The organism is Kluyvera cryocrescens NBRC 102467 (genome assembly GCF_001571285.1).
GTDB lineage: Bacteria > Pseudomonadota > Gammaproteobacteria > Enterobacterales > Enterobacteriaceae > Kluyvera > Kluyvera cryocrescens.
The window spans coordinates 37,227-56,688 of sequence record NZ_BCTM01000016.1 but is presented as its reverse complement, the minus strand read 5'-3'; the positions used below and the strand labels follow the sequence as shown (position 1 = coordinate 56,688).

Here is a 19,462-nt window from a genome sequence, read left to right as displayed (position 1 = left end):
TCCTTAGGCCGCGCCAATCAGCCAGAACCTGACCGCCATAAACAGCAGCAGGGCCAGCGTTGACGCCACCCACATCAGTCGAATCGTTCGGGAAATATCATCAATGGCGATATCGCGTCGGGCATCGCCAATCCACGGCTTCTCCACGCGTTGGCCAAAATAGTCGTTTGGGCCGCCCAGGCGGATGCCCAACGCACCGGCTACCGCCGCCTCTGACCAGGCGCAGTTAGGGCTGCTGTGGTTATAGCGGTCACGCCAGCCGATCCGCAGCGCACGCGCGGCATCGAGGCGACAAAGCCAGGCGGCGACGCTTATCAGCAGCCAGCTCAGGCGGGCGGGAATAAAGTTGGCGGCATCGTCCAGACGGGCGCTGACCATGCCGATGGCGCGGTACTTTTCGTGCTTGTAGCCGACCATGGAATCGAGGGTATTCACCGCTTTGTAGGCCATCGCCAGCGGTGCGCCGCCGAGCAGCAGGAAGAACAGCGGCGCGATAATGCCGTCGACGGTGTTTTCCGCCACCGTTTCCACCACTGCGCGGTTGATCTGCTCCGGCTGCAGCGCTGAGGTATCACGGCCCACAATCCACGACAGCTTGATGCGGCTTTCGGTCAGATTATTGTCCCGCAGCGGACGCGCGACATCTTCGGCAGAGCGCGCAAGGCATCGGCCGGCGAGCACCGTGAAAATCATCCACACCTCAACGCCCCACCCCAGCCACGGATGCACCCATGCCGCGAGTCTCAGGACGCCCCAAGCCACGCCATAGGTCAGCCCCACCACCAACAACCACATCACGCCACCGCCGATACGCAGCGCGCGATCGCTGTGACACAGTCGTCGTACTGCGCGCTGTACAACGTTAATCAAATGACCTATCCAGCGCACCGGATGTGGCCAGCGCGGCGGGTCGCCGATGACAAAATCAATCAGCCATGCCAAACACCAGGCGAGCAGCGTCATTGCGCGCTCCTTGCGGCAGCAAACCAGTGGTTGAGCATGGCCGGGCGCTGGGAAAAATGCAGATGCAAGTAGCTGGCGAAGGTATTGCCTTTCTGCCAACCGCCTTGCCACTGCTGGAGAACCGCACCATCGCGGGTTTTGCGGCAGGCCATCACAGGTGAAAGCTGTGCGGTAAAATCGGAGTAGTGGAATTCATGCCCGCGCAAGACTTCACCGGGCGCGGCCAGCAGGGTCTGGCGTTCAGCCTGCGCTTCGCAGTAGCCAAAACGGGTCAGCCGCTTGCCCATTTTGCTCGCGCCGGGAAGAATATCGGCCATTGCGTGGATTTCGCCCTGAGCGTCCTCAAGCGTGCTGCCGAGGTACATCAACCCACCGCATTCCGCGTAAATTGCCACACCACGCTGGTGCGCAGCGCGCAGGTGTTCCAGCATCGGCGTATTAGCCGCCAGCGCGCGGGCGTGCAGCTCCGGGTAGCCGCCGCCCAGCCACAGCATCTGACAATCCGGCAGCACGCGGTCGTGCAATGGGCTAAAACGAACAATCGTGACTCCGGCCCGTTCCAGCAGCGCTAAATTGTCCGGGTAGTAGAAATTGAAGGCTTCATCATCAGCCAGCGCCAGCGTAAGCCCATCGCCGTAAAGCGGGTCGGCGGGCCATTCTCCTGCCGGGAGTTGTGCCAGTTCGCTCAGTGCCAACAGCCTGTCGATATCGAGCGTACGTTCAAGACCGGCGGCAAAATCCAGCCACGGCTGGCTATCCAGCGTCGATTCGCGGGCGGTGACCAGCCCAAGGTGGCGCTCAGGTAACGATACCCCTTCGACGCGCGGAACATAACCCAGCACCGGCAGGTTACAGTAGCGCTCAATGGCGCTTTTCAGCAGTTGGAAATGACTGTCGCTGTTGACGCGGTTGACGATAACCCCGGCAATATTGAGGCTCGGATCAAAATGCTGAAATCCCATCACCGTGGCGGCAATCGAGGTAGAAACGGCTTTACCATCCACCAACAAAATCACCGGGCAACCCAACTGTTTTGCCATCGCCGCGCTGCTGCAATAGTTTGGGTCGATACCGTAGCCGTCGTACAGGCCCATCACCCCTTCAATAACGGCGATATCAGCCTGCTGCATATGTTCGCAGAACTGCGCATTGAGAATGGCGGGAGGCAGCATAAAGCCGTCGAGGTTACGTGAGGGGACGCCGCATAGGGCGGTATGCCAGCCGGTATCGAGATAGTCAGGGCCAACCTTGTACGGCTGAACCCGCAACCCGCGCTGCTGAAGCAGTTTAAGCAGACCAAGCGTCACCGTGGTTTTACCACAGCCGCTGCCGGTGCCTGCGAGAACAAATGCGTGCTGTCTGGCTGCCATACCCTGACCCTTTCAAGGGTGGATGAGGTATAGCCGCACGCATGCCCGGCCGCATGGCCGTGCAACGCAAAGCAACCCACTTCCCACCGAAGTTGTTGTTAATGGCCAACAGGCAGGTCTTCTGGCTTAGCGTCATCCTCACCCGTCCTTCCCGATCTGGCGATCAGTGGTGTTTACGGGGTCGTCAGCATCACAGCAGCGGGGGCTGCGGAGGATTAATACACGAGTGTATTCACCTCCTTCCCTGGCACATAATATGCCAAACCTGTTGGTTGCAGATTTATGCCGGCGCAGCGCCCGCATAAAATAAGAGCACTTTACTCTAGCGCCGTGGACGAATGATTTCGTTGCGCTATGACAATACCGGTATATTTATTTACGGTAGTTATATTTCGTACGGTAAGACAAGGATAATCATGAGCGTGGCACGCTGTCCCGGCTCCTGCGGGGAACTCATTCAGGGCTGGATACTGGGCAGTGAAAAGCTCATTTCCTGTCCGATAGACTGGTACAGCACGGTTGAAGTGCGCGACGGCGCGCCGCTGCCAAACGAACGCCCGCTCACCCGAGCGATGGTGGAAGCACTGCTCATCCACTTCGGCTATTCGCGGGCGATAAGCGCGACGCTGCGCATTGAAGTGCACTCTACGCTGCCAATTGCCAAAGGGATGGCCAGCAGCACCGCCGATATTGCCGCTACCGCCGTGGCCGCCGCTCACCACCTCGGTCATTCGCTTGATGAGACCGCGCTTGCCGCACTGTGCGTGGCGCTGGAGCCCACCGACAGCACGCTGTTTCGTCAGTTGACGCTGTTCGATCACCATCACGCCGGTACGCAAATTGCCTGCGCGCCCGCGCCGAATTTTGACCTGCTGGTGCTGGAAAGTCCGGTGATATTGCGCACCGCGGATTATCACCGTCTTCCCCGTGAGGCCGCGCTAAAAGCACATTCCGGTGCTTTGCAACAAGCATGGGATAAGGTGCAAAACGCCTGCATTCAGCAGGATGCCAGCCTGCTTGGCGAGGCGGCGACCCTCAGCGCGATCGCCAGCCAGGCGCTGCTGCCCAAACCGGGGTTTGATGCGCTGATGGCGCTGGTCGAGTCCTGCGATCTCTACGGCGTGAACGTGGCGCATAGCGGCAGCGTGGTCGGGCTGATGCTCGACCGGCGGTATCATGATGTGGAATATTTGAAGTGGGCGCTCTCGCAGACAAAACTGACCGCCCACTGGCCGAAACAGCACTTACTCCGTGCAGTGCCCGGCGGGGTTCAACTGAGCACTTGACGCAGCGCCGCCAGCAGCCGCTGGTTTTCGGCCTCGCTGCGCACAGCCACGCGGAAGTAGCGCCCATCAAGACCTGGGTAGTTGGCGCAGCTACGGATAAGCACCCGCTGTTGCAGCAGCGCATATTGCAGTTCGATATCCGCACGCTCACAGCGTAAAAACAGATAGTTCGCCCGTCCCGGATAAACGGTCAGGCCGTCAATTTCGTCCAGCGCCTGATATAAACGCTGCCCTTCCCGCGCCAGCCAGCGCAGAGTTGCCTGCTGATAATCGTGGTCGTTAAGCACACGCTCACCGGCCAGCGCGGCAAACGCGTTGATTGACCACGGCATCTGATGCTTGCGCAGACGCGCGACCGCACGTTCATCACCGTTGAGCACATAGCCCAGCCGCAGACCGGGAATGGCGTAGAACTTCGTGAGCGATCGTAGCACCCAGACGTGCGGGTTGTGCTTAAGATCGGCAATAAACCCCGGTTCATCGGCAATAAAGTCGATAAATGCTTCATCGAGAATCAGTGCAATACCAAGCGTTCGGCAACGCGCGGCGATGGCGTCCAGCAGCGCGCGTTCCGGCAGCAGCCCAGTGGGGTTGTTCGGTGTGCACAGAAACAGGCAGTCGAGTTCCGTCGTCAGCGACGACAAAATGCGCTCGGTGAGCTGCCAGCCGTCTTCCTCGCGCAAAGCGTAGGTTTCTATTTGGCAGTCGATCGTTTCCAGCGCCCGACGGTATTCGGCAAAACCCGGCGCCACGACCATCGCCCGACGCGGTTTCAGGCCGTGCACGAGGGTAAAAATAGACTCGGTTTCGCCGTTACCGGCCAGTATCCACGATGCCGGTACGCCGTGATGCGCCGCCAGCGCCTGATGCAGTTGCTGATACTCAACATCAGGATAACGCTCGGCGCAGGCGAGATTCTCAATCATCGCCTGTTTGAGGCTTTCCGGCATGCCCAACGGATTAATATTGGCGCTGAAATCCAGCAGCGTATCGGCGCTGATGCCCATTAAGGCTGCGGCTTCGCGGATATTGCCGCCGTGGGCACTCTTTAACCGTGACACGTCTGATTACCCGCGCCTTGCCAGCGTTGCGCCATCGGCAAAATAGGCTTTGATCCCGGCAAGGATCGATTCGGCGACCTCCTGCTGGAACTTGGCGGTTTTCAGCTTACGCTCCTCTTCAACGTTACTGATAAACGCCGTTTCGACGAGGATCGAAGGAATGTCCGGGGCTTTCAGCACCGCAAAGCCGGCCTGTTCCACCTGGTTTTTATGCAGGTTATTCACCTGGCCCAGACGTTTGAGCACCGCTTTACCAAACTTCAGGCTGTCGGTGATGGTCAGCGACTGCACCATGTCGAACATGGTGTGGTCAACGTAACGGTCACCGCTCTTGCTCACGCCCCCCACTAAGTCGGCGGCGTTCTGCGTCTGCGCAAGATATTTGGCCGCGGTACTGGTAGCGCCTTTGGTCGACAGCGCAAACACTGAGGAACCGCTCGGCTGGCGGCTGGTGAAAGCATCGGCGTGAATTGAGACAAACAGGTCGGCGCGCTGCTTTTGCGCTTTCGCCACCCGCACTTTCAGCGGAATAAAGATATCTTCGTTGCGCGTCATGTAAGCTTTCATATTGCCTTCTTTCTCAATCAGCGCACGCAGGCGACGGGCAATTTGCAGCACCACGTCCTTCTCCCGCGTTTTATACAGACCGACCGCACCGGAGTCTTCTCCGCCGTGGCCTGGGTCCAGCATGATAACAATCGGGCGGTCGCGCCCGGCTTTGCCCGGCTGCGGGCCGCTTTGAGCCGGAGGTACCTGCTTTTCGAGGCCATCTTTGTTGTACTCTTCCAGCAGCGCCAGCAAAGGATCCTGCACATCTTTGCTGCTGGCGGGGTAGAGGTCCATCACCAGACGCTCTTTAAAACCGGCGACCGGGGCCAGCGCAAACAGCTGTGGTTTGACGTCCTGCTTGAGCTCAAACACCATACGCACGGTTTGCGGATCAAATTGCCCAACGCGCGCCGATTTAATGTAGGGATCGTCGCCGCGAATTTGCGCCCCCATGCCCTTAAGCACCGAGTTCAGGTTAACCCCTTCGAGATCCACCACCAAACGATCGGGATTGCTCAACGCAAACTGTCGGTACTTAATCACCCGGTTGGATTCCACCGTAACGCGCGTGTAGCTGGACGCCGGCCAGATACGCACGGCCACCACCTGACTAACGGCGGCAAAACCAACCTGACTCACGCTCAACAACCACATGGCGCCCGCCCCTTTTAACAGGCGGCGACGACTTAACGACTGACTTCCCGACATGCTCCATCCCAGGCAAAAAAAGATAATTTCGGTTTACGCATAATACGATTGACCGAAAACTTTAACCAAAGGCGAATAAACTGTCATCTATAAAAGGGTAAACATTCGTAGGATCAACGAAATTGGCCGCAAGCTTTTCCACTATTTAGGCAAATTCCGGCTTGCGTTTCCGGCAAAAACAGAATAAAAATACATTAATTACGAATAATCATGCATCGAGGGTTGTGCCGTGGTGAAGGAACGTAGAACCGAACTGGTAGAGGGGTTTCGTCATTCTGTCCCCTATATTAACGCCCACCGGGGGAAGACGTTTGTCATCATGCTTGGCGGCGAAGCCATTGAGCATGGAAACTTTTCCAGCATTGTCAGCGATATTGGCCTGCTGCACAGCTTAGGCATTCGCCTGGTGCTGGTTTACGGTGCGCGTCCGCAAATCGACGCCAATCTGGCTGAACACCACCACGAACCCACTTACCATAAACATATTCGCGTCACGGATAGCAAAACGCTGGAGCTGGTTAAACAGGCGGCCGGTCTGCTGCAACTGGATATTACCGCCCGTCTGTCGATGAGCCTCAACAATACCCCGCTGCAGGGGGCGCACATCAACGTCGTGAGCGGTAACTTTATTATTGCTCAGCCGCTCGGGGTGGACGATGGTATCGACTACTGCCACAGCGGGCGTATTCGTCGTATTGATGAAGAGGCGATCCATCGCCAGCTCGACAACGGCGCAATTGTGCTGATGGGTCCAGTGGCGGTATCGGTGACCGGCGAAAGCTTTAACCTGACCTCAGAAGAGATTGCTACCCAGTTGGCGATTAAGCTCAAAGCCGAGAAGATGATCGGTTTTTGCTCGTCACAAGGGGTATACAACGAGAACGGCGATATTGTTCCTGAACTGTTCCCGAACGAAGCGCAGGCGCGCATTGAAGAGCTCGAGCAGGAAGGCGACTACCTTTCCGGCACCGCGCGCTTCCTGCGCGGTGCGGTGAAAGCCTGCCGCAGCGGCGTACGTCGCAGCCACCTGATAAGTTATCAGGAAGATGGCGCGCTGCTGCAGGAGCTGTTCTCGCGCGACGGTATCGGGACGCAGATTGTAATGGAAAGCGCCGAGCAAATTCGTCGCGCCACCATTAACGATATTGGTGGGATCCTCGATCTGATTGCGCCGCTGGAGCAGCAGGGAATTCTGGTGCGTCGCTCCCGCGAACAACTGGAGATGGAGATTGATAAGTTCACCATCATTCAGCGTGATAACACCACCATCGCCTGCGCCGCGCTCTATCCATTCCCGGAAGAGAAGATTGGCGAGATGGCCTGCGTAGCGGTCCACCCGGACTACCGCAGCTCATCGCGCGGTGAAGTACTGTTGGAGCGCATCGCCGCTCAGGCGAAGCAGATGGGGTTAAACCACCTGTTCGTGCTAACCACCCGCAGCATTCACTGGTTCCAGGAGCGCGGCTTTAAGCCGGTTGACGTGGAGCTGCTGCCAGAAAGTAAGAAGCAGCTGTATAACTATCAGCGCCGCTCTAAAGTGCTGATGACGGACCTGGTCTAACGCGAGAGTCAGAGCAGAAGCCTCGCCCCAGCCCTCATCCTTCAAAAGGGAGAGGGCCCACAGCTTGCCCGTATCGCTATCTAAATTCCGCTTTAACACCGAGCACTCACCATCCCCTCGCCCCTCAGGGGTGAAGGGTATTGCGGGCTACGCCATTTCGGCAAAAATCGCTGCCAGACCGCTGCGTCGTTCGGTACGGGTCGCGATGGCCTGCGTCAGCAGGTTTTCATCGGCATACATCGATAGTCTGGATTTTGCGCGCGTGATCGCGGTGTAGATAAGTTCACGGCTCACCACAGGAACAATCTGCGTGGGCAGTACCAGAGCGGCATGAGTAAACTCCGAGCCCTGGGATTTATGCACCGTCATTACCCAAGCGGTGTCGTGCTCAGGCAGGCGACTGGGCTGCACGGATTTAATGGTACCGTCCGGCATGGGGAACCAGACGCGCGTCCCCTGCCCGCGATCTAATGCGATGCCGATATCACCGTTAAACAGCCCGAGCGCGCTATCGTTGCGCGTGATCATGACGGGACGCCCTTCATACCAACGCGAGTGGCGCTGCGGCACAATTTGTCGATGCCGCGTCAAGATCTGTTCGAACTGCGTATTCAGACCCGCAACGCCCCACGGCCCCTCGCGCAGCGCGCACAGCAGCTGATATTCACCAAATGCGGCCAGTATGACCGCCGGCTCAGCCTGTTCTCGCAGCAGCTGAAGATAATGACCGTAGCCGGCGCGCGCATCATCAAGCATCGCCCCGTAATCGTCTGTTGTCCGCAGCGGCTTGAGTTCGATATCGCTAAAGCCGCGCGCAAAAACATTAGCAACGGCCTTCTTGTCACCGCGATTCACCGCGCTGGCAAGCTGCCCGATGCCGGAGTCACTGCCGAAGCGGTAGCTGGTACGCAGCAAACACAAGCTATCACGCAGCGCGCTCGCCGCGCTGCCCTCTCCTGCCGGAACCGGCGTGCCAACTAAACGGCTCAGCTCGTGCGCGCGCGCTTCGGTATACCCCGCGCTCACCCAGCTACAGATATCGCCCAGTACCGCCCCGGCTTCGACAGATGCCAGTTGATCGCGATCGCCGAGGAAAATCACCCGCCCGTGCGGCGGCAGCGCGTCAATCAGCCGCGCCATCATCGGCAAGTCAATCATTGAAGCTTCATCCACCACCAGCACATCAAGGTGCAACGGGTTATCCGCGTGGTAGCGCAGCCTTTGGCTGCCGGGCTGCGCGCCCAGCAGGCGATGCAGCGTGCTGGCATCGGCGGGCAACATCGTTTTTTGTTCTTCACTCAAATCCAGCTTGCGCAGCGCCGCGCCGAGTGATTCGGTTAAACGGGCTGCCGCTTTTCCGGTCGGCGCCGCCAGACGAATCCGGCATTTTTCCGTACCCGACATCTGCACCAGCGCCGCCAGCAGTTTGGCGACAGTCGTGGTTTTCCCCGTCCCCGGACCACCGGAGATCACCGAAATTCGCCGCGTCAGGGCAACGGCGGCGGCCACTTTCTGCCAGTCCACCGTATCGCTCGCCGGGAACAGCGCATTTAACGTCGTCGCCAACTGACCTTCATCAACGGCAAACGGTGCCTGCGTATCGCTAAAGAAACGCGCGACGGTCAGTTCGTTGTGCCACATACGATTCAGATACAGGCGCTCACGGCTGAGAATCAGCGGCGATGGACGCTCCCCGTCGCTCACTGCCTGCGAGGAAAGCAGTAACGATTCCCAATTATCCGGCGCACCGACCTCGGCAAACAGCTGTTGCCACAGTTCACGCACGCGGCCTTTCGCCTGCATTTCTGGCGTCAGATGCGCCAGCGGCAAACAAACGTGCCCTTCCCCGGTATCGCGGCTGAGCATCGCGGCTGCCAGCATCACCGCAGGATGCTCGTTCTGCGCCACCATGAGCGCAAACTGCACATCCAGCGGGCGCAACAGTTTCAGTTCAACGGCGTCTAGCAGGCGTTGTTCCAGCGTCATGCGTCTTTTTCCTCTCCAGCAAACAGCGCGTCCATTGCCATAATCAGCGCCGGGTCCGGTCGGGTCGTGAAAATCCCCTGCTCACCGGCCTCCCCGTCTACGCCGCGCAGGAACAGATAAATCACGCCGCCAAAATGTCGCTCGTAATCGTAATCCGCAATGCGGTGGCGCAGATAGCGGTGCAACGCCAGGGTATAAAGCTGGTATTGCAGATCATAGCGGTGCGCCTGCATCGCTTGCGCCATCGCCTGCTGGGTGTAGGCCTCACCGTTTTCACCCAGATAGTTAGATTTATAGTCCAGCAGGTAATAACGCCCGTCGTGACGGAAAACGAGGTCGATAAACCCTTTCAGCATGCCGCGCACCTGGCGGAAATCCAGCTCAGGGCAGCCTGCGGACAGGGGATCATAGCGGCGGGTTAAGGCATCCAGCGCTCGCGCATCCAGCGCTTTGGTAATCGGTAGATAAAATTCCATCTCCACCTGTTTTTGCCGAGCGCTGAGTTGATTGAGCGCAATTCCGCTCTCTGCCAGCGGAGCCGCCAGTACCTGCGAAATCCACTCGGTGAGTACCGGCTCCCACTCTTCGCCAAAGCCGTTGCTTTGCAGCTTTTCCCGCATCCACGCGGGGTCAATCGGCTGGGTAAAGTCGAGGTCTTCAAACAGACTATGCAGGAAAGTCCCCGGCGACGCCCCGCGCGGGAAGTTGTGCGGCGTCATCGCCGGCTCCGGCTGCATTTCTCCGGCGCCGGCAGCGTCGATATCCAGGCGTGGCAGTAAATCCTGCGCGACGCTGTGCCCGCTTTGTTGCAGCCCGGAATAGCTGGTCACCCGCCAATCATCCAGCACGCGTCGCAATACCTGACGTGCCGTCAGTTCGGGCATTTCGGCCTGTATTGGCTGCCAGCGGGCATCGTCCGGCGATGTAACCCGCGTCAGCGCGATATGCTCGTCGCACAATGCAAGCAGGCAGGACTCCAGCCCTGCGGCGGTCAGCACCTCGCCTTTTTGCAGCAGTCGCCCCGGGGCGCTGTGATGTAATTCGGTCTCGGTCGGTTTATCGCTACGCCGCGCGGTCAACGGTGCGATGCCCAGACTGCAATGCCAGACGGCGCGGGTTAACGCCACGTACAGCAGGCGCAGATCCTCCGCCAGACGTTCGGCTTCCGCCAGCTCGAGGCTCTCCTCGCTTTCATTAAGATCGAGTACCGCCGCAAAGGAGCGCCGGTCGTGATAAAACGCCTGCTTCTCTTTACGGAAACGGGCGATAAATGGCAGCCAGACCAGCGGATACTCCAGCCCTTTCGATTTGTGAATGGTGACAATCTGCACCAGGTGTTTGTCGCTCTCCAGACGCATCTGCTGGCTGGAGGCGTTGGTGTCGGGTTCAGCCACCTGCTGATTCAGCCAGCGCACCAGCGCATGCTCGCTTTCAAGCTGAGTCGCGGCTTCTTGCAACAGTTCGCTGAGGTGCAGGATATCGGTTAAACGCCGCTCGCCGCCGTGCGTCGCCAGTAAGTTTTCCGCCAGCGACCGCGCACTCATCAGGGAACGGATCATCGGCATTACGCCGCGCCGCTGCCAGGTCGTGCGGTAGTCGGTAAATTCCTCCACCAGCGCATCCCAGGCATTTTCGTCCTGATTTAGCCGTTCGATATCCCGCGCGTTGAGGCCGAACATTGATGTCGCCAGCGCGCTGCGCAGTGTATTTTCCCGCTCCGGCGTAAGCACTGCCTGCAGTACCCACAGTAATTCCTGCGCCTCCGGGGTTTCAAACACGCTGTCGCGGTTTGATAGATAGACCGAAGGGATGGCCAACGCATTCAACGCATCGCGAATCAGCGACGCCTCCTGACGGTTACGCACCAGCACCGTGATATCGGAAGCCTTCACCGGTTCGGCTTTTTTACCGCGCCACAGCAGCGCCGTGCCGCGTTGGCCTGCGGTCAGCCAGTCGCGAATTTGCGCTGCGCACTGCTGGGCCATCACATTTTGATAATCTCCCGCGCTGACCCCTTCACCTGGCATCAACCACAGGTTCATCGCCGGCTGTTTTTCACCATCGATCTCAAAGCGCAGCGAGGCGTTTTTATCCGCCGATTTGACCGGCAGGAACGGAATATCGCGGAACATAAAGGGATTATCAACCAACCCAAACAGGCGGTTGACGCTCTCAACCATCCCCGGCGCCGAACGCCAGTTAGTGTCGAGCGTGTAATGCGCGGCCACGTCGCCACGCGCGCGCATGTAGGTGAAAATATCGGCGCCGCGGAAGGCGTAGATGGCCTGTTTCGGATCGCCAATCAGTAGCAGCGCGGTCTCCGGCTGCTGTCGCCAGATACGGCGGAATATACGGTACTGTTGCGGATCGGTGTCCTGGAATTCATCAATCATCGCCACCGGAAAACGCTGGCGTATAGCGGCGGCCAGCGCATCACCGCTGTCACCGTGCAGGGCTTCATCGAGACGGCTCAGCATGTCATCAAAGCCGAGCTCGCCGCGACGGCGTTTCTCACGCGCCACCGCGTCACGTATTTCCGTCATCGCCTGGGCAATCACCAGATCGTTAAGAGTCAGCGGCGAATCCAGCAGCCGTTCGATAGCGCTGAATAGAGGGTGCGTTGGTACCTCACCGCCCGCTTTGGTGCGTTCGACGAGGAACGGTTGGCTGAATTTTTCCAGCGCATCGGGCAATTGGTAGTTTTGCGTCTCTTCCTGCGCCCAACTGCTGATTTTGTCGATCCATTTACCCTGATTACCGCGGTTAAATTTGCGCCTGTCGATGCCCGAGTTTTCCAGCAGCGCATCCAGTTCGCCAACGTGCGTTAGCCACAGGTGCTTAATCTCGCTAATCTGCGCAAGGATCTTTTGATGGCGGGATTCCAGCGTTTCCTCGGCGCTTATCGGCATTTTCAGCTGCGGCGCTTCCCCTTGCAGGTAGCGATCGATGGACTTCAGCAGATCCTGCGGCCCTTTCCACGATGCCACAATCACCTGCGCGATCTCGCGGTTCAACGGATAGCAGTGGCGTCGCCAGAAGTCGGCGCAGGCCTGGTAGCGCAGTTGAGATTCGTCTTCGATCAATTGCTGTTCAAACAGCATCCCAGACTCAAAGGCATTAAGGCTGAGCATACGCTGGCAGAAGCCGTGAATGGTAAAGACCGCCGCATCGTCCATCTGACGTTCGGCCAGCAGCAGCACGCTCGCCGCTTGCTGGAGATCGTCGATTTCCGTCAGCAGGCTGGCGTAGAGGGGATTGTCGGTGGCGTTACGCAGGCAGGCAACGCGCAGCTCGTGGATGTTGCTACGAATGCGCCCGCGCAGCTCTTCGGTGGCGGCTTCGGTGAAGGTCACCACCAGCAGTTCTTCGACGTTAACCGGCCGGGGATAGGCGGACTCGCCGCCGAGCCCCAGCAGAAGCCGCAGATACAGTGCGGCGATGGTGAAGGTTTTTCCGGTGCCCGCTGAGGCTTCAATCAGACGCTCACCCAGAAGGGGCAAGCGCAGGGGATCAAGGGACTCGGCGGTATCGGTCATTCGTTCTCTCGTCTTAAGGGTAAGGATTGCTGCAACGCGGTGATGCTCTGCCACACCTTCCAGCCTTCAGGGTGAGCATAGTCAACCTTGCCGTTCTGGCTACCGGATACCTGCGACAGGACCGTCATCCCCTGCGGTTCGACCACCGTCTGGTGGAAGAAATCGGCAAGCTTTTGCGGCGTTAACAGCTTAATTTGGGCCACTACTTTAGCACGTGAATCGAAGGCCATATTACCGCGATCGAAATCTTTGCTCAGCTGCGAGGCTTCGTCACCGAGCGTTTGCGGCGCTTGCAGCATATCGGCAATCACCGCCTGCTGGATTTGGGCAAACTCTTCCGGCTTCATCGCTCGCAGCTTTTGTTCCGCCGTCGGGAAGAAGGCCTTAAAGCGTTCCCACAGGAAGGCCGGCTGTTTTTCGTTACTTTGCAACAGGAATCCCATGCCCCACTGGCGGCCAATATTCATTGAGAAAGCAAACACTGCATAGCCCAATTGTTCCTCGGTTCGCAGCTGGGTGTAGAACCACGGCTGGACGATTTGCGCCAGCATGGCGCTTGCCGCCGAGCTTGAGAACTCATCCACATTTGGCGGGACGAACACCGCGGCCAGCGCGGAATCGGTGCTGCTGCCGGCTTTTTCAAAGATGGCGTTCTGCTGCTTGTCGACCAGCACATCTTTATTCCGACACCATTCGTTGCCGTGCGCGCCAAGCTGCGTCTGCACATTACGCGCAAGCGTCGTAGACTGCTCGCGGCTCAGGTTACCTATCACCATAAACTCCGGACGCCCACCCGCCTTAAGCTGGTCGCGGTACTCCATCACCTCTTTCAAGGTAATGGACGGCAGCAGCGCTTTGCGCTCGTCGCGCTGGAAATACGGCACCTGCGAGACCATCTGTATCGGCATAATCGCCTGTTCGTAGGCTTTGCCCTTCTCCGCCGAATCCATCATCTGCTTGTACCAGGACTTGGCCTGTTCAAGCTGTTCTTCGGTTGGCGTGTAGCTGAAATAGCCCTGCAGCAGCGCATCGAAAAGCTGCGGCAGACGCTGGGTGTAGCCGTTGGCGTTGAGCATCAGGCCATTATTAGCCCCGGTTGAGAAGCTAATGCCTCCGACGGCAGCCTGGTTGCTGAGCTGGTCCAGCGCAATACCCGCCAGATAGTCATTAAGCGCGAACATCACCTGGCTTTTCGCGCTGTCCATCGCCTGGGGATTGCGCAGGATCATCGTGATGTCGGCTTTCGGCTCACTGGCAAAATAGCGGCTCGGCATGTATACCAGGCGCAACTGTGGCTCATCGACGATAAGCTGCGGGTGATCGGTACTTTTCTCAGGCTTAATCAGCGTGAAGTCATCCGGAATATACGGGTTCAATTTCGGAAGACTGAGATCAATCGCGCTGGAAGCCTTCTGCCATTTGCTGAAGGTCTCCGCGCTGATTTTGTCGACCTGATACGGCGCATCCACGAAATAGGCCACTTTGTTATGCGGCTCTTTCGGGCTGATGTACCAGATACGCGCGTTCTGCGGAGTCATCATCGCCAGGCGATCGTTCACCGCTTTCGCGTCATACTGGTCGGCAATGTTCACTGCGTCCAGCGTGTGCTGAACCGGGACGCGGATCATGGTATCCGCCAACCATTCAACGTAGTCCATGTTGCGGTTAATCGACGGATAGCGGAAGTCGAGATCCAGCACGTGGGCCAGTTCATCGAAGTAACTTTTGTCGATGCCTTTCTCGCGCATCACATCGAGGTAGCGGAAAATGGCGGCAACGACCTCATCGCGGTGCGCGAGGCCTTTATCAGTCAGGGTAGCGGAGATCGCCAGCACGCCGCTGTTGCCGTTAACCACCGGATCGGAATCGGCACGAATACCTTCCACCAGCCCCTGTTTTTGCAGCCAGTCGGATAAGGTGCCCGGGGTACGGTTGCCGATCATATAGGTGATCAGTTCATCGGTTTTGCTGCGGAATTGAGCCGAGTTGTTGTCGATACGGAACTCCACGCGCAGTACTTTGCGCGGCAGCGCCGGCACATAGTGAATCACAATGCCCTTTTGTGCATCGGTGACCACGGGAACGGTGATTTCCGGGCGTTCAATCGATTTATTCGGTACGCGACCGTAGGTCTGGGCGGCGATTTTGGCCAGTTCAGGCAGCGGCTTATTGCTGTAAATCACCGCTTTCATCAGGTTGGCGGAATAGTACTTGTCGCGGAATGCCAGCAGGGCGTCGTAAACGGGGCTATTCGGTTTGTCGCTCAATGTTTCAAGGTTGCCACCGGAGAATCGCGCGCCTGGGTGCGCCGGGTTGATGGTTTCAGCACTCACCTGCGCCATGCGCATACCGTCACGGGTACGCGCCATGGTCAGCTCCGCATTCACCGCGTTACGCTCGCGATCGACGTATTTTTTATCCAGCAGTGGCGAAGCAATGGCATCGGCAAGTCGGTCGACCGCCCCCTGTAAAGCATCATTCTCGACTTCCAGATAGAAAGCCGTGCGATACGGGGCGGTACTCGCATTGTGGCTGCCGCCGTGCATTTTTAAGAATTCGGCAAGATTGTCAGGCTGCGGGTAGTTTTTTGAGCCCATCAGCGTCATGTGCTCAAGATAGTGCGCGAGCCCCGGATGGGTGTCAGGATCTTCCAACGAACCAATAGGCACCACCAGCGCCGACAGTGATTTCACCGCCTGCGGATCGGAAACCAGCAGGACAACCATATGATTATCCAGCGTAATAGCCTGATACTGGCGAGTGTCCTTTTCGCTTTTGCGGATGGTTTCCTTAATCGGCTGCCACCCGGTGTCTGCCTGACCGACGGTCGCCCAAAGGGCAGTGACTAAAACAACAATACTCAACCAAATACTGCGGGGCATTCACGGACCTCACCATTAACAAATACTGCTAACAAATCTTAATGCTTGTGCAGGTAGCCCGGCCAGCGCCTTACCGGGGACGTCCCGGAACAGGGCAAACTGCCTAATCCGGGCTACCTCTCATCAGTCCGTGACGCGTTGCGCATAGTAATTCAACCACTCAACTTGCGCAATTTTTATACAATCAAACTGACTGATTGAAGCGAAATACAGGGAGCAGATACGGCGTCGTTTGCTCAACGATGGCTTCGTACTGCGCAGTTTCCAGAGTCCGCCATAGGCGTTGATACCAGACGTCAGCCCCTTCTCCGCTCACCACCATATTCCCTTCGTAGGTCTGCAAAAATTTACTGCGCGCTTTTTGCAGGGTCTCTTCATCCCTTAAGATGGCATCATTTTCGGCATCGTAACAGGCTTTTATCCATGCCCCGCCGCTCTCAGGTAAAAACAGCAGCGGCTGGCACATGCCCTGTCGATAACCTTTAACTAACTGGGCCAGATAGGCGCTCGCCTCATCAGGTGCCAGCGGAGGGAAACACCACTCCCCCTCTTTTCTCAGCAGCAACCGGCTTTCTCCATTGCCACCGCTAGCACAGTAGACAAGGTGTTCCAGCCAAAGTTGCATTCCTTGTGAAACGCTAAGCAAAGATGGCCGCCAGCGCAACAGTCCATTCTCCTGAACCTGTGGTAACCATCCGGTTATGTTAACCCCGTCGCATTCGAGATCGATTTCCATGCTCTTCCCCGGTCGGCGATATTCAATCACCCGGCTGGCCAGCGCGGTCATCTCCTGACGCTGTGCTTCCCAGGCAATTTCACCAAACGGGCCGTAAGGCAGCTCACCCGCAGCACGGTAGCGCCGGTACATGCGATCCGGCTCTTGCTGCTCAATGAGCGTATTCAGCAACTGCTGGTTTAACTGATAGCGGGTCAGCCCTTCAAGAGTAAAGGGTTCCGTATCCGGTATATCGCTCTCTTCGCTGCGGAAGTTAACCTGTAATCGGAGCTGGAAGAACGCCCGCACCGGATGACGCCAGAAGCGCTGTAGTTGTTCCAGCGGCAGCGTGGTGAGTTCCAACGGTTCAAGCGGCTGAATAAAATCAGCGTGGGCCTCGCCCTGCTGACTGGCCGCCGCCAGCCACTCATGGGCATAGCTTTGGCGCTCATCGGCCCGATAGTTTTCTGCGTCGAACGGCATACGGCTGTGCTGGTGCATGATGTGCTCTTTGACCCGCTGCTCGCTTTCATCGCAGTTCAGCCCCTCATCGCCCACCAGACAATGGCTTTGGCCGATATAATCCAATAGTTCCTGCACCAGCACCGACGGATAGCGTTCGCTGTTGTCCTGGATAGAGCGACCGATATAGCTGATATAAAGCGCTTTTTCCGCTGACATCATCGCTTCCAGGAACAGATAGCGGTCATCATCACGACGGCTACGGTCACCGCGCACCGGCTTTTGGCTCATCAGGTCAAAACCGAGCGGCGCCAGCGCGCGCGGGTAAATACCGTCGTTCATCCCCAGCAGACACACCACTTTGAAGGGGATTGACCGCATCGGCATTAGGGTACAAATATTGATAGGCCCGGCGAGGAAACGCTGGCTAATACGTTCCTGGTCCAGGCGCTGCGCCAGTTCATCGCGCAGCAGCGAAAGCGGTACTTCACTGCCGTACTGCGACTGCACGCCCTGGGCGATAATCGCCTGCCACTGCTGCTCAATCAGCGTCAGCGCCGCTTCGGTGTCCTGATCGGGTAAGAAGAAGTCGTTGAGCATTTCTCGGCACACCGGCAGCCATTCGTCTAGCGAACGCGCCTGCGTCAGCACCTGCCGCCAGCGGTTAAGCTGCATCAACAGTGAAGCCAGATGGCCAACCAATTCGGCAATCAGGCCGCTGGATTCGTCATACGGCAGCACATCCTGCCACTCGCCCTGGCTGCTCTCCATCGCATAGCCGAGTAGCATACGCGTCAGGCCAAAACGCCAGGTGTGTTGCCCGGTGGCAGGCAGATCCAGCTCACGGACGTTATCGTCGTCCATCCCCCAGCGCACGCCGGATTCGTTAACCCACTGACGAAGATACAAAAGCCCCGCTTCATCAATATTAAAGCGCGCGGCCAGTACTGGAACGTCGAGCAGCGCCAGCACATCTTCACTGGTGAAGCGGCTATCCGGCAGCGAGAGCAGAGTGATAAACGCCTGCATCGCCGGGTGGGCCTGCCGAGCCCGGCGGTCAGAAATCGCATATGGCAGATAGCGCTCGCCGGTGGCGCTGCCGAATACGGCCTGAATAAACGGACTGTAACTGTCGATATCCGCCACCATCACGATGATGTCGCGCGGCGTTAGGGTGGGATCTGCCTCCAGCATCGCCAGCAGACGATCGTGTAGGATTTCCACCTCGCGCTGCGGGCTATGACAGACATGAACGGTCAGGCTGCGGTCATCCAGCGCCAGCGGGCGTTTGTTACCACTGCTGGCGAACTCTTCGGCTGTCCGCCCGGCGATGGCGCTATTCTTCAGCTCCAGCACATCGTACTGCAGATCGTGCAGCAGGTTATCGGGCTCAATATCGACAAACGCATCGAGCTCCTGATAGCGTTCAAGCCCTGCCAGCAGATAAATATAATCCCGTCCCAGCTTGCCCCAGGAGGCCAGCATCGGGTTACCGACATCCTGCTCGCCGTCGTCGTTAAACAGCCCCGGAGCACTGTGGGCATCCTGGAACAGCGGTAATTCTCGCTGTTCACGGTAATGACGGCGCTGGCGCGCCATCAATCTGGCTAAAAATGCCGGATCCTTTATATCGCCCCAGTAGTAGCGGCAAGGGTTGGTGAACAGCACGTAGATATCAACGTGTTTACCCAGCGCCTGCAGCGCGTGCAGATACACTGGGGGGAGTGCAGAAATGCCGCAAATAAAGACGCGTGATGGCAAACCCGCGAACGGTTCACTGCTGTTTTCCAGCGTATCGATAAAACGTTGATAGAGGTTGGCACGGTGCCACAACGGTTGTCCGAGCGCAGCGGTGTGCTCCACCAGCGCTTTCCACAACGGTGCTTGCCATTGCTGGGCATCGCCCACGCCGTCGACCAACTTCCCGGCTTCCCACTCGGTCAGCCACTGCGGGCGATAAACCAGATATTGGTCATAGAGATCGGCTACGCGGGAAGCTAACTGGAACAGCTTGCGCTTGTCGGCGTCATCGGTCAGGTAATGGCGCAGCGGGGTAAAAGCTTCGTCATCCAACATCCCCGGCAGCAGCGTCATCAGCTTCCAGCTCATACTCTGCTTGTTAAAGGCGCTTTCGCCTGGGATCTCAGGCAACACGCGGGTAAACATATCCCAGATAAAACTCGCGGGCAGCGGGAAATCAATATTCGCGGCAATACCAAAGCGCTGTGACAGCGTCATCTGCAGCCACTGCGCCATCCCGGTACTCTGTACTAGGATCATTTCAGGCTCGAAGGGGTCAGCCAGCCGGTCCTGCTCAACAATAAATTCCATCAATGCTTCCAGCACATCCAGACGGTTGGAGTGGTAGACCCGTAACATATTC

The 19,462-nt window shown here is 57.9% G+C and carries 10 protein-coding genes and 1 riboswitch; of the genes, 2 read left to right on the top strand and 8 right to left on the bottom strand.

Annotated elements, in window-relative coordinates; all coding sequences use genetic code 11:
- Nucleotides 1-3: 3 nt before the first annotated feature.
- Entirely contained in the window at nt 4-963 is a 960-nt protein-coding gene (gene cbiB / locus KCR01S_RS12930) for an adenosylcobinamide-phosphate synthase CbiB (protein WP_061283140.1), read from the bottom strand.
- Nucleotides 960-2,333, bottom strand: a complete 1,374-nt coding sequence (locus tag KCR01S_RS12925; protein ID WP_061283139.1) for a cobyrinic acid a,c-diamide synthase CobB — start codon at nt 2,331-2,333, stop codon at nt 960-962. The genes cbiB and KCR01S_RS12925 overlap by 4 nt, the downstream gene beginning before the upstream one ends.
- A gap of 94 nt (nt 2,334-2,427) precedes the next feature.
- A riboswitch (cobalamin riboswitch) is annotated at nt 2,428-2,617 on the bottom strand.
- Between the two features lie 132 nt (nt 2,618-2,749).
- Between KCR01S_RS12925 and KCR01S_RS12920 the strand changes: the two genes are divergently transcribed.
- Nucleotides 2,750-3,619 (top strand): GHMP family kinase ATP-binding protein, encoded by an 870-nt coding sequence (locus KCR01S_RS12920; protein WP_061283138.1) that lies wholly within the window; start codon nt 2,750-2,752, stop codon nt 3,617-3,619.
- Here the strand turns inward: KCR01S_RS12920 and cobD are convergent.
- A complete protein-coding gene (cobD, locus tag KCR01S_RS12915) occupies nt 3,604-4,680 on the bottom strand; it encodes a threonine-phosphate decarboxylase CobD (protein WP_061283137.1) in 1,077 nt (358 codons plus the stop codon). The two genes, KCR01S_RS12920 and cobD, sit on opposite strands and share 16 nt — an antisense overlap.
- Before the next feature lie 6 nt (nt 4,681-4,686).
- Nucleotides 4,687-5,937 carry an N-acetylmuramoyl-L-alanine amidase AmiC gene (amiC, locus tag KCR01S_RS12910; RefSeq protein WP_061283136.1) on the bottom strand — a complete coding sequence of 417 codons (1,251 nt, stop codon included), beginning with the start codon at nt 5,935-5,937 and terminating at the stop codon, nt 4,687-4,689.
- A 229-nt stretch (nt 5,938-6,166) separates the two neighbouring features.
- Between amiC and argA the strand changes: the two genes are divergently transcribed.
- A complete protein-coding gene (gene argA, locus KCR01S_RS12905; RefSeq protein ID WP_061283135.1) occupies nt 6,167-7,498 on the top strand; it encodes an amino-acid N-acetyltransferase in 1,332 nt (443 codons plus the stop codon).
- Nucleotides 7,499-7,645: 147 nt separating this feature from the next.
- On the opposite strand, the gene recD is transcribed toward argA, so the two are convergent.
- The 4 genes from recD to recC all read right to left on the bottom strand — a co-directional run bounded on the left by recD (nt 7,646) and on the right by recC (nt 19,458).
- Nucleotides 7,646-9,484 carry an exodeoxyribonuclease V subunit alpha gene (gene recD / locus KCR01S_RS12900; protein WP_061283134.1) on the bottom strand — a complete coding sequence of 613 codons (1,839 nt, stop codon included), beginning with the start codon at nt 9,482-9,484 and terminating at the stop codon, nt 7,646-7,648.
- Nucleotides 9,481-13,020 (bottom strand): exodeoxyribonuclease V subunit beta, encoded by a 3,540-nt coding sequence (gene recB / locus KCR01S_RS12895; RefSeq protein WP_061283133.1) that lies wholly within the window; start codon nt 13,018-13,020, stop codon nt 9,481-9,483. Before recB ends, recD begins: the two co-directional genes overlap by 4 nt.
- Nucleotides 13,017-15,902: a pitrilysin gene (gene ptrA / locus KCR01S_RS12890; protein ID WP_061283132.1), complete on the bottom strand. Its 2,886-nt coding sequence runs from the start codon at nt 15,900-15,902 to the stop codon at nt 13,017-13,019. Before ptrA ends, recB begins: the two co-directional genes overlap by 4 nt.
- 184 nt (nt 15,903-16,086) lie before the next feature.
- Nucleotides 16,087-19,458 carry an exodeoxyribonuclease V subunit gamma gene (gene recC / locus KCR01S_RS12885; protein WP_061283131.1) on the bottom strand — a complete coding sequence of 1,124 codons (3,372 nt, stop codon included), beginning with the start codon at nt 19,456-19,458 and terminating at the stop codon, nt 16,087-16,089.
- Nucleotides 19,459-19,462: the final 4 nt, after the last annotated feature.

Bases quoted from the DNA above. Each gene is read 5' to 3' on its own strand.
- KCR01S_RS12925 (WP_061283139.1), bottom strand. From the start codon at position 2,333: ATGGCAGCCAGACAGCACGCATTTGTTCTCGCAGGCACCGGCAGCGGC.
- recC (WP_061283131.1), bottom strand. From the start codon at position 19,458: ATGTTACGGGTCTACCACTCCAACCGTCTGGATGTGCTGGAAGCATTG.
- recD (WP_061283134.1), bottom strand. From the start codon at position 9,484: ATGACGCTGGAACAACGCCTGCTAGACGCCGTTGAACTGAAACTGTTG.
- KCR01S_RS12920 (WP_061283138.1), top strand. From the start codon at position 2,750: ATGAGCGTGGCACGCTGTCCCGGCTCCTGCGGGGAACTCATTCAGGGC.
- cbiB (WP_061283140.1), bottom strand. From the start codon at position 963: ATGACGCTGCTCGCCTGGTGTTTGGCATGGCTGATTGATTTTGTCATC.
- recB (WP_061283133.1), bottom strand. From the start codon at position 13,020: ATGACCGATACCGCCGAGTCCCTTGATCCCCTGCGCTTGCCCCTTCTG.
- ptrA (WP_061283132.1), bottom strand. From the start codon at position 15,902: ATGCCCCGCAGTATTTGGTTGAGTATTGTTGTTTTAGTCACTGCCCTT.
- amiC (WP_061283136.1), bottom strand. From the start codon at position 5,937: ATGTCGGGAAGTCAGTCGTTAAGTCGTCGCCGCCTGTTAAAAGGGGCG.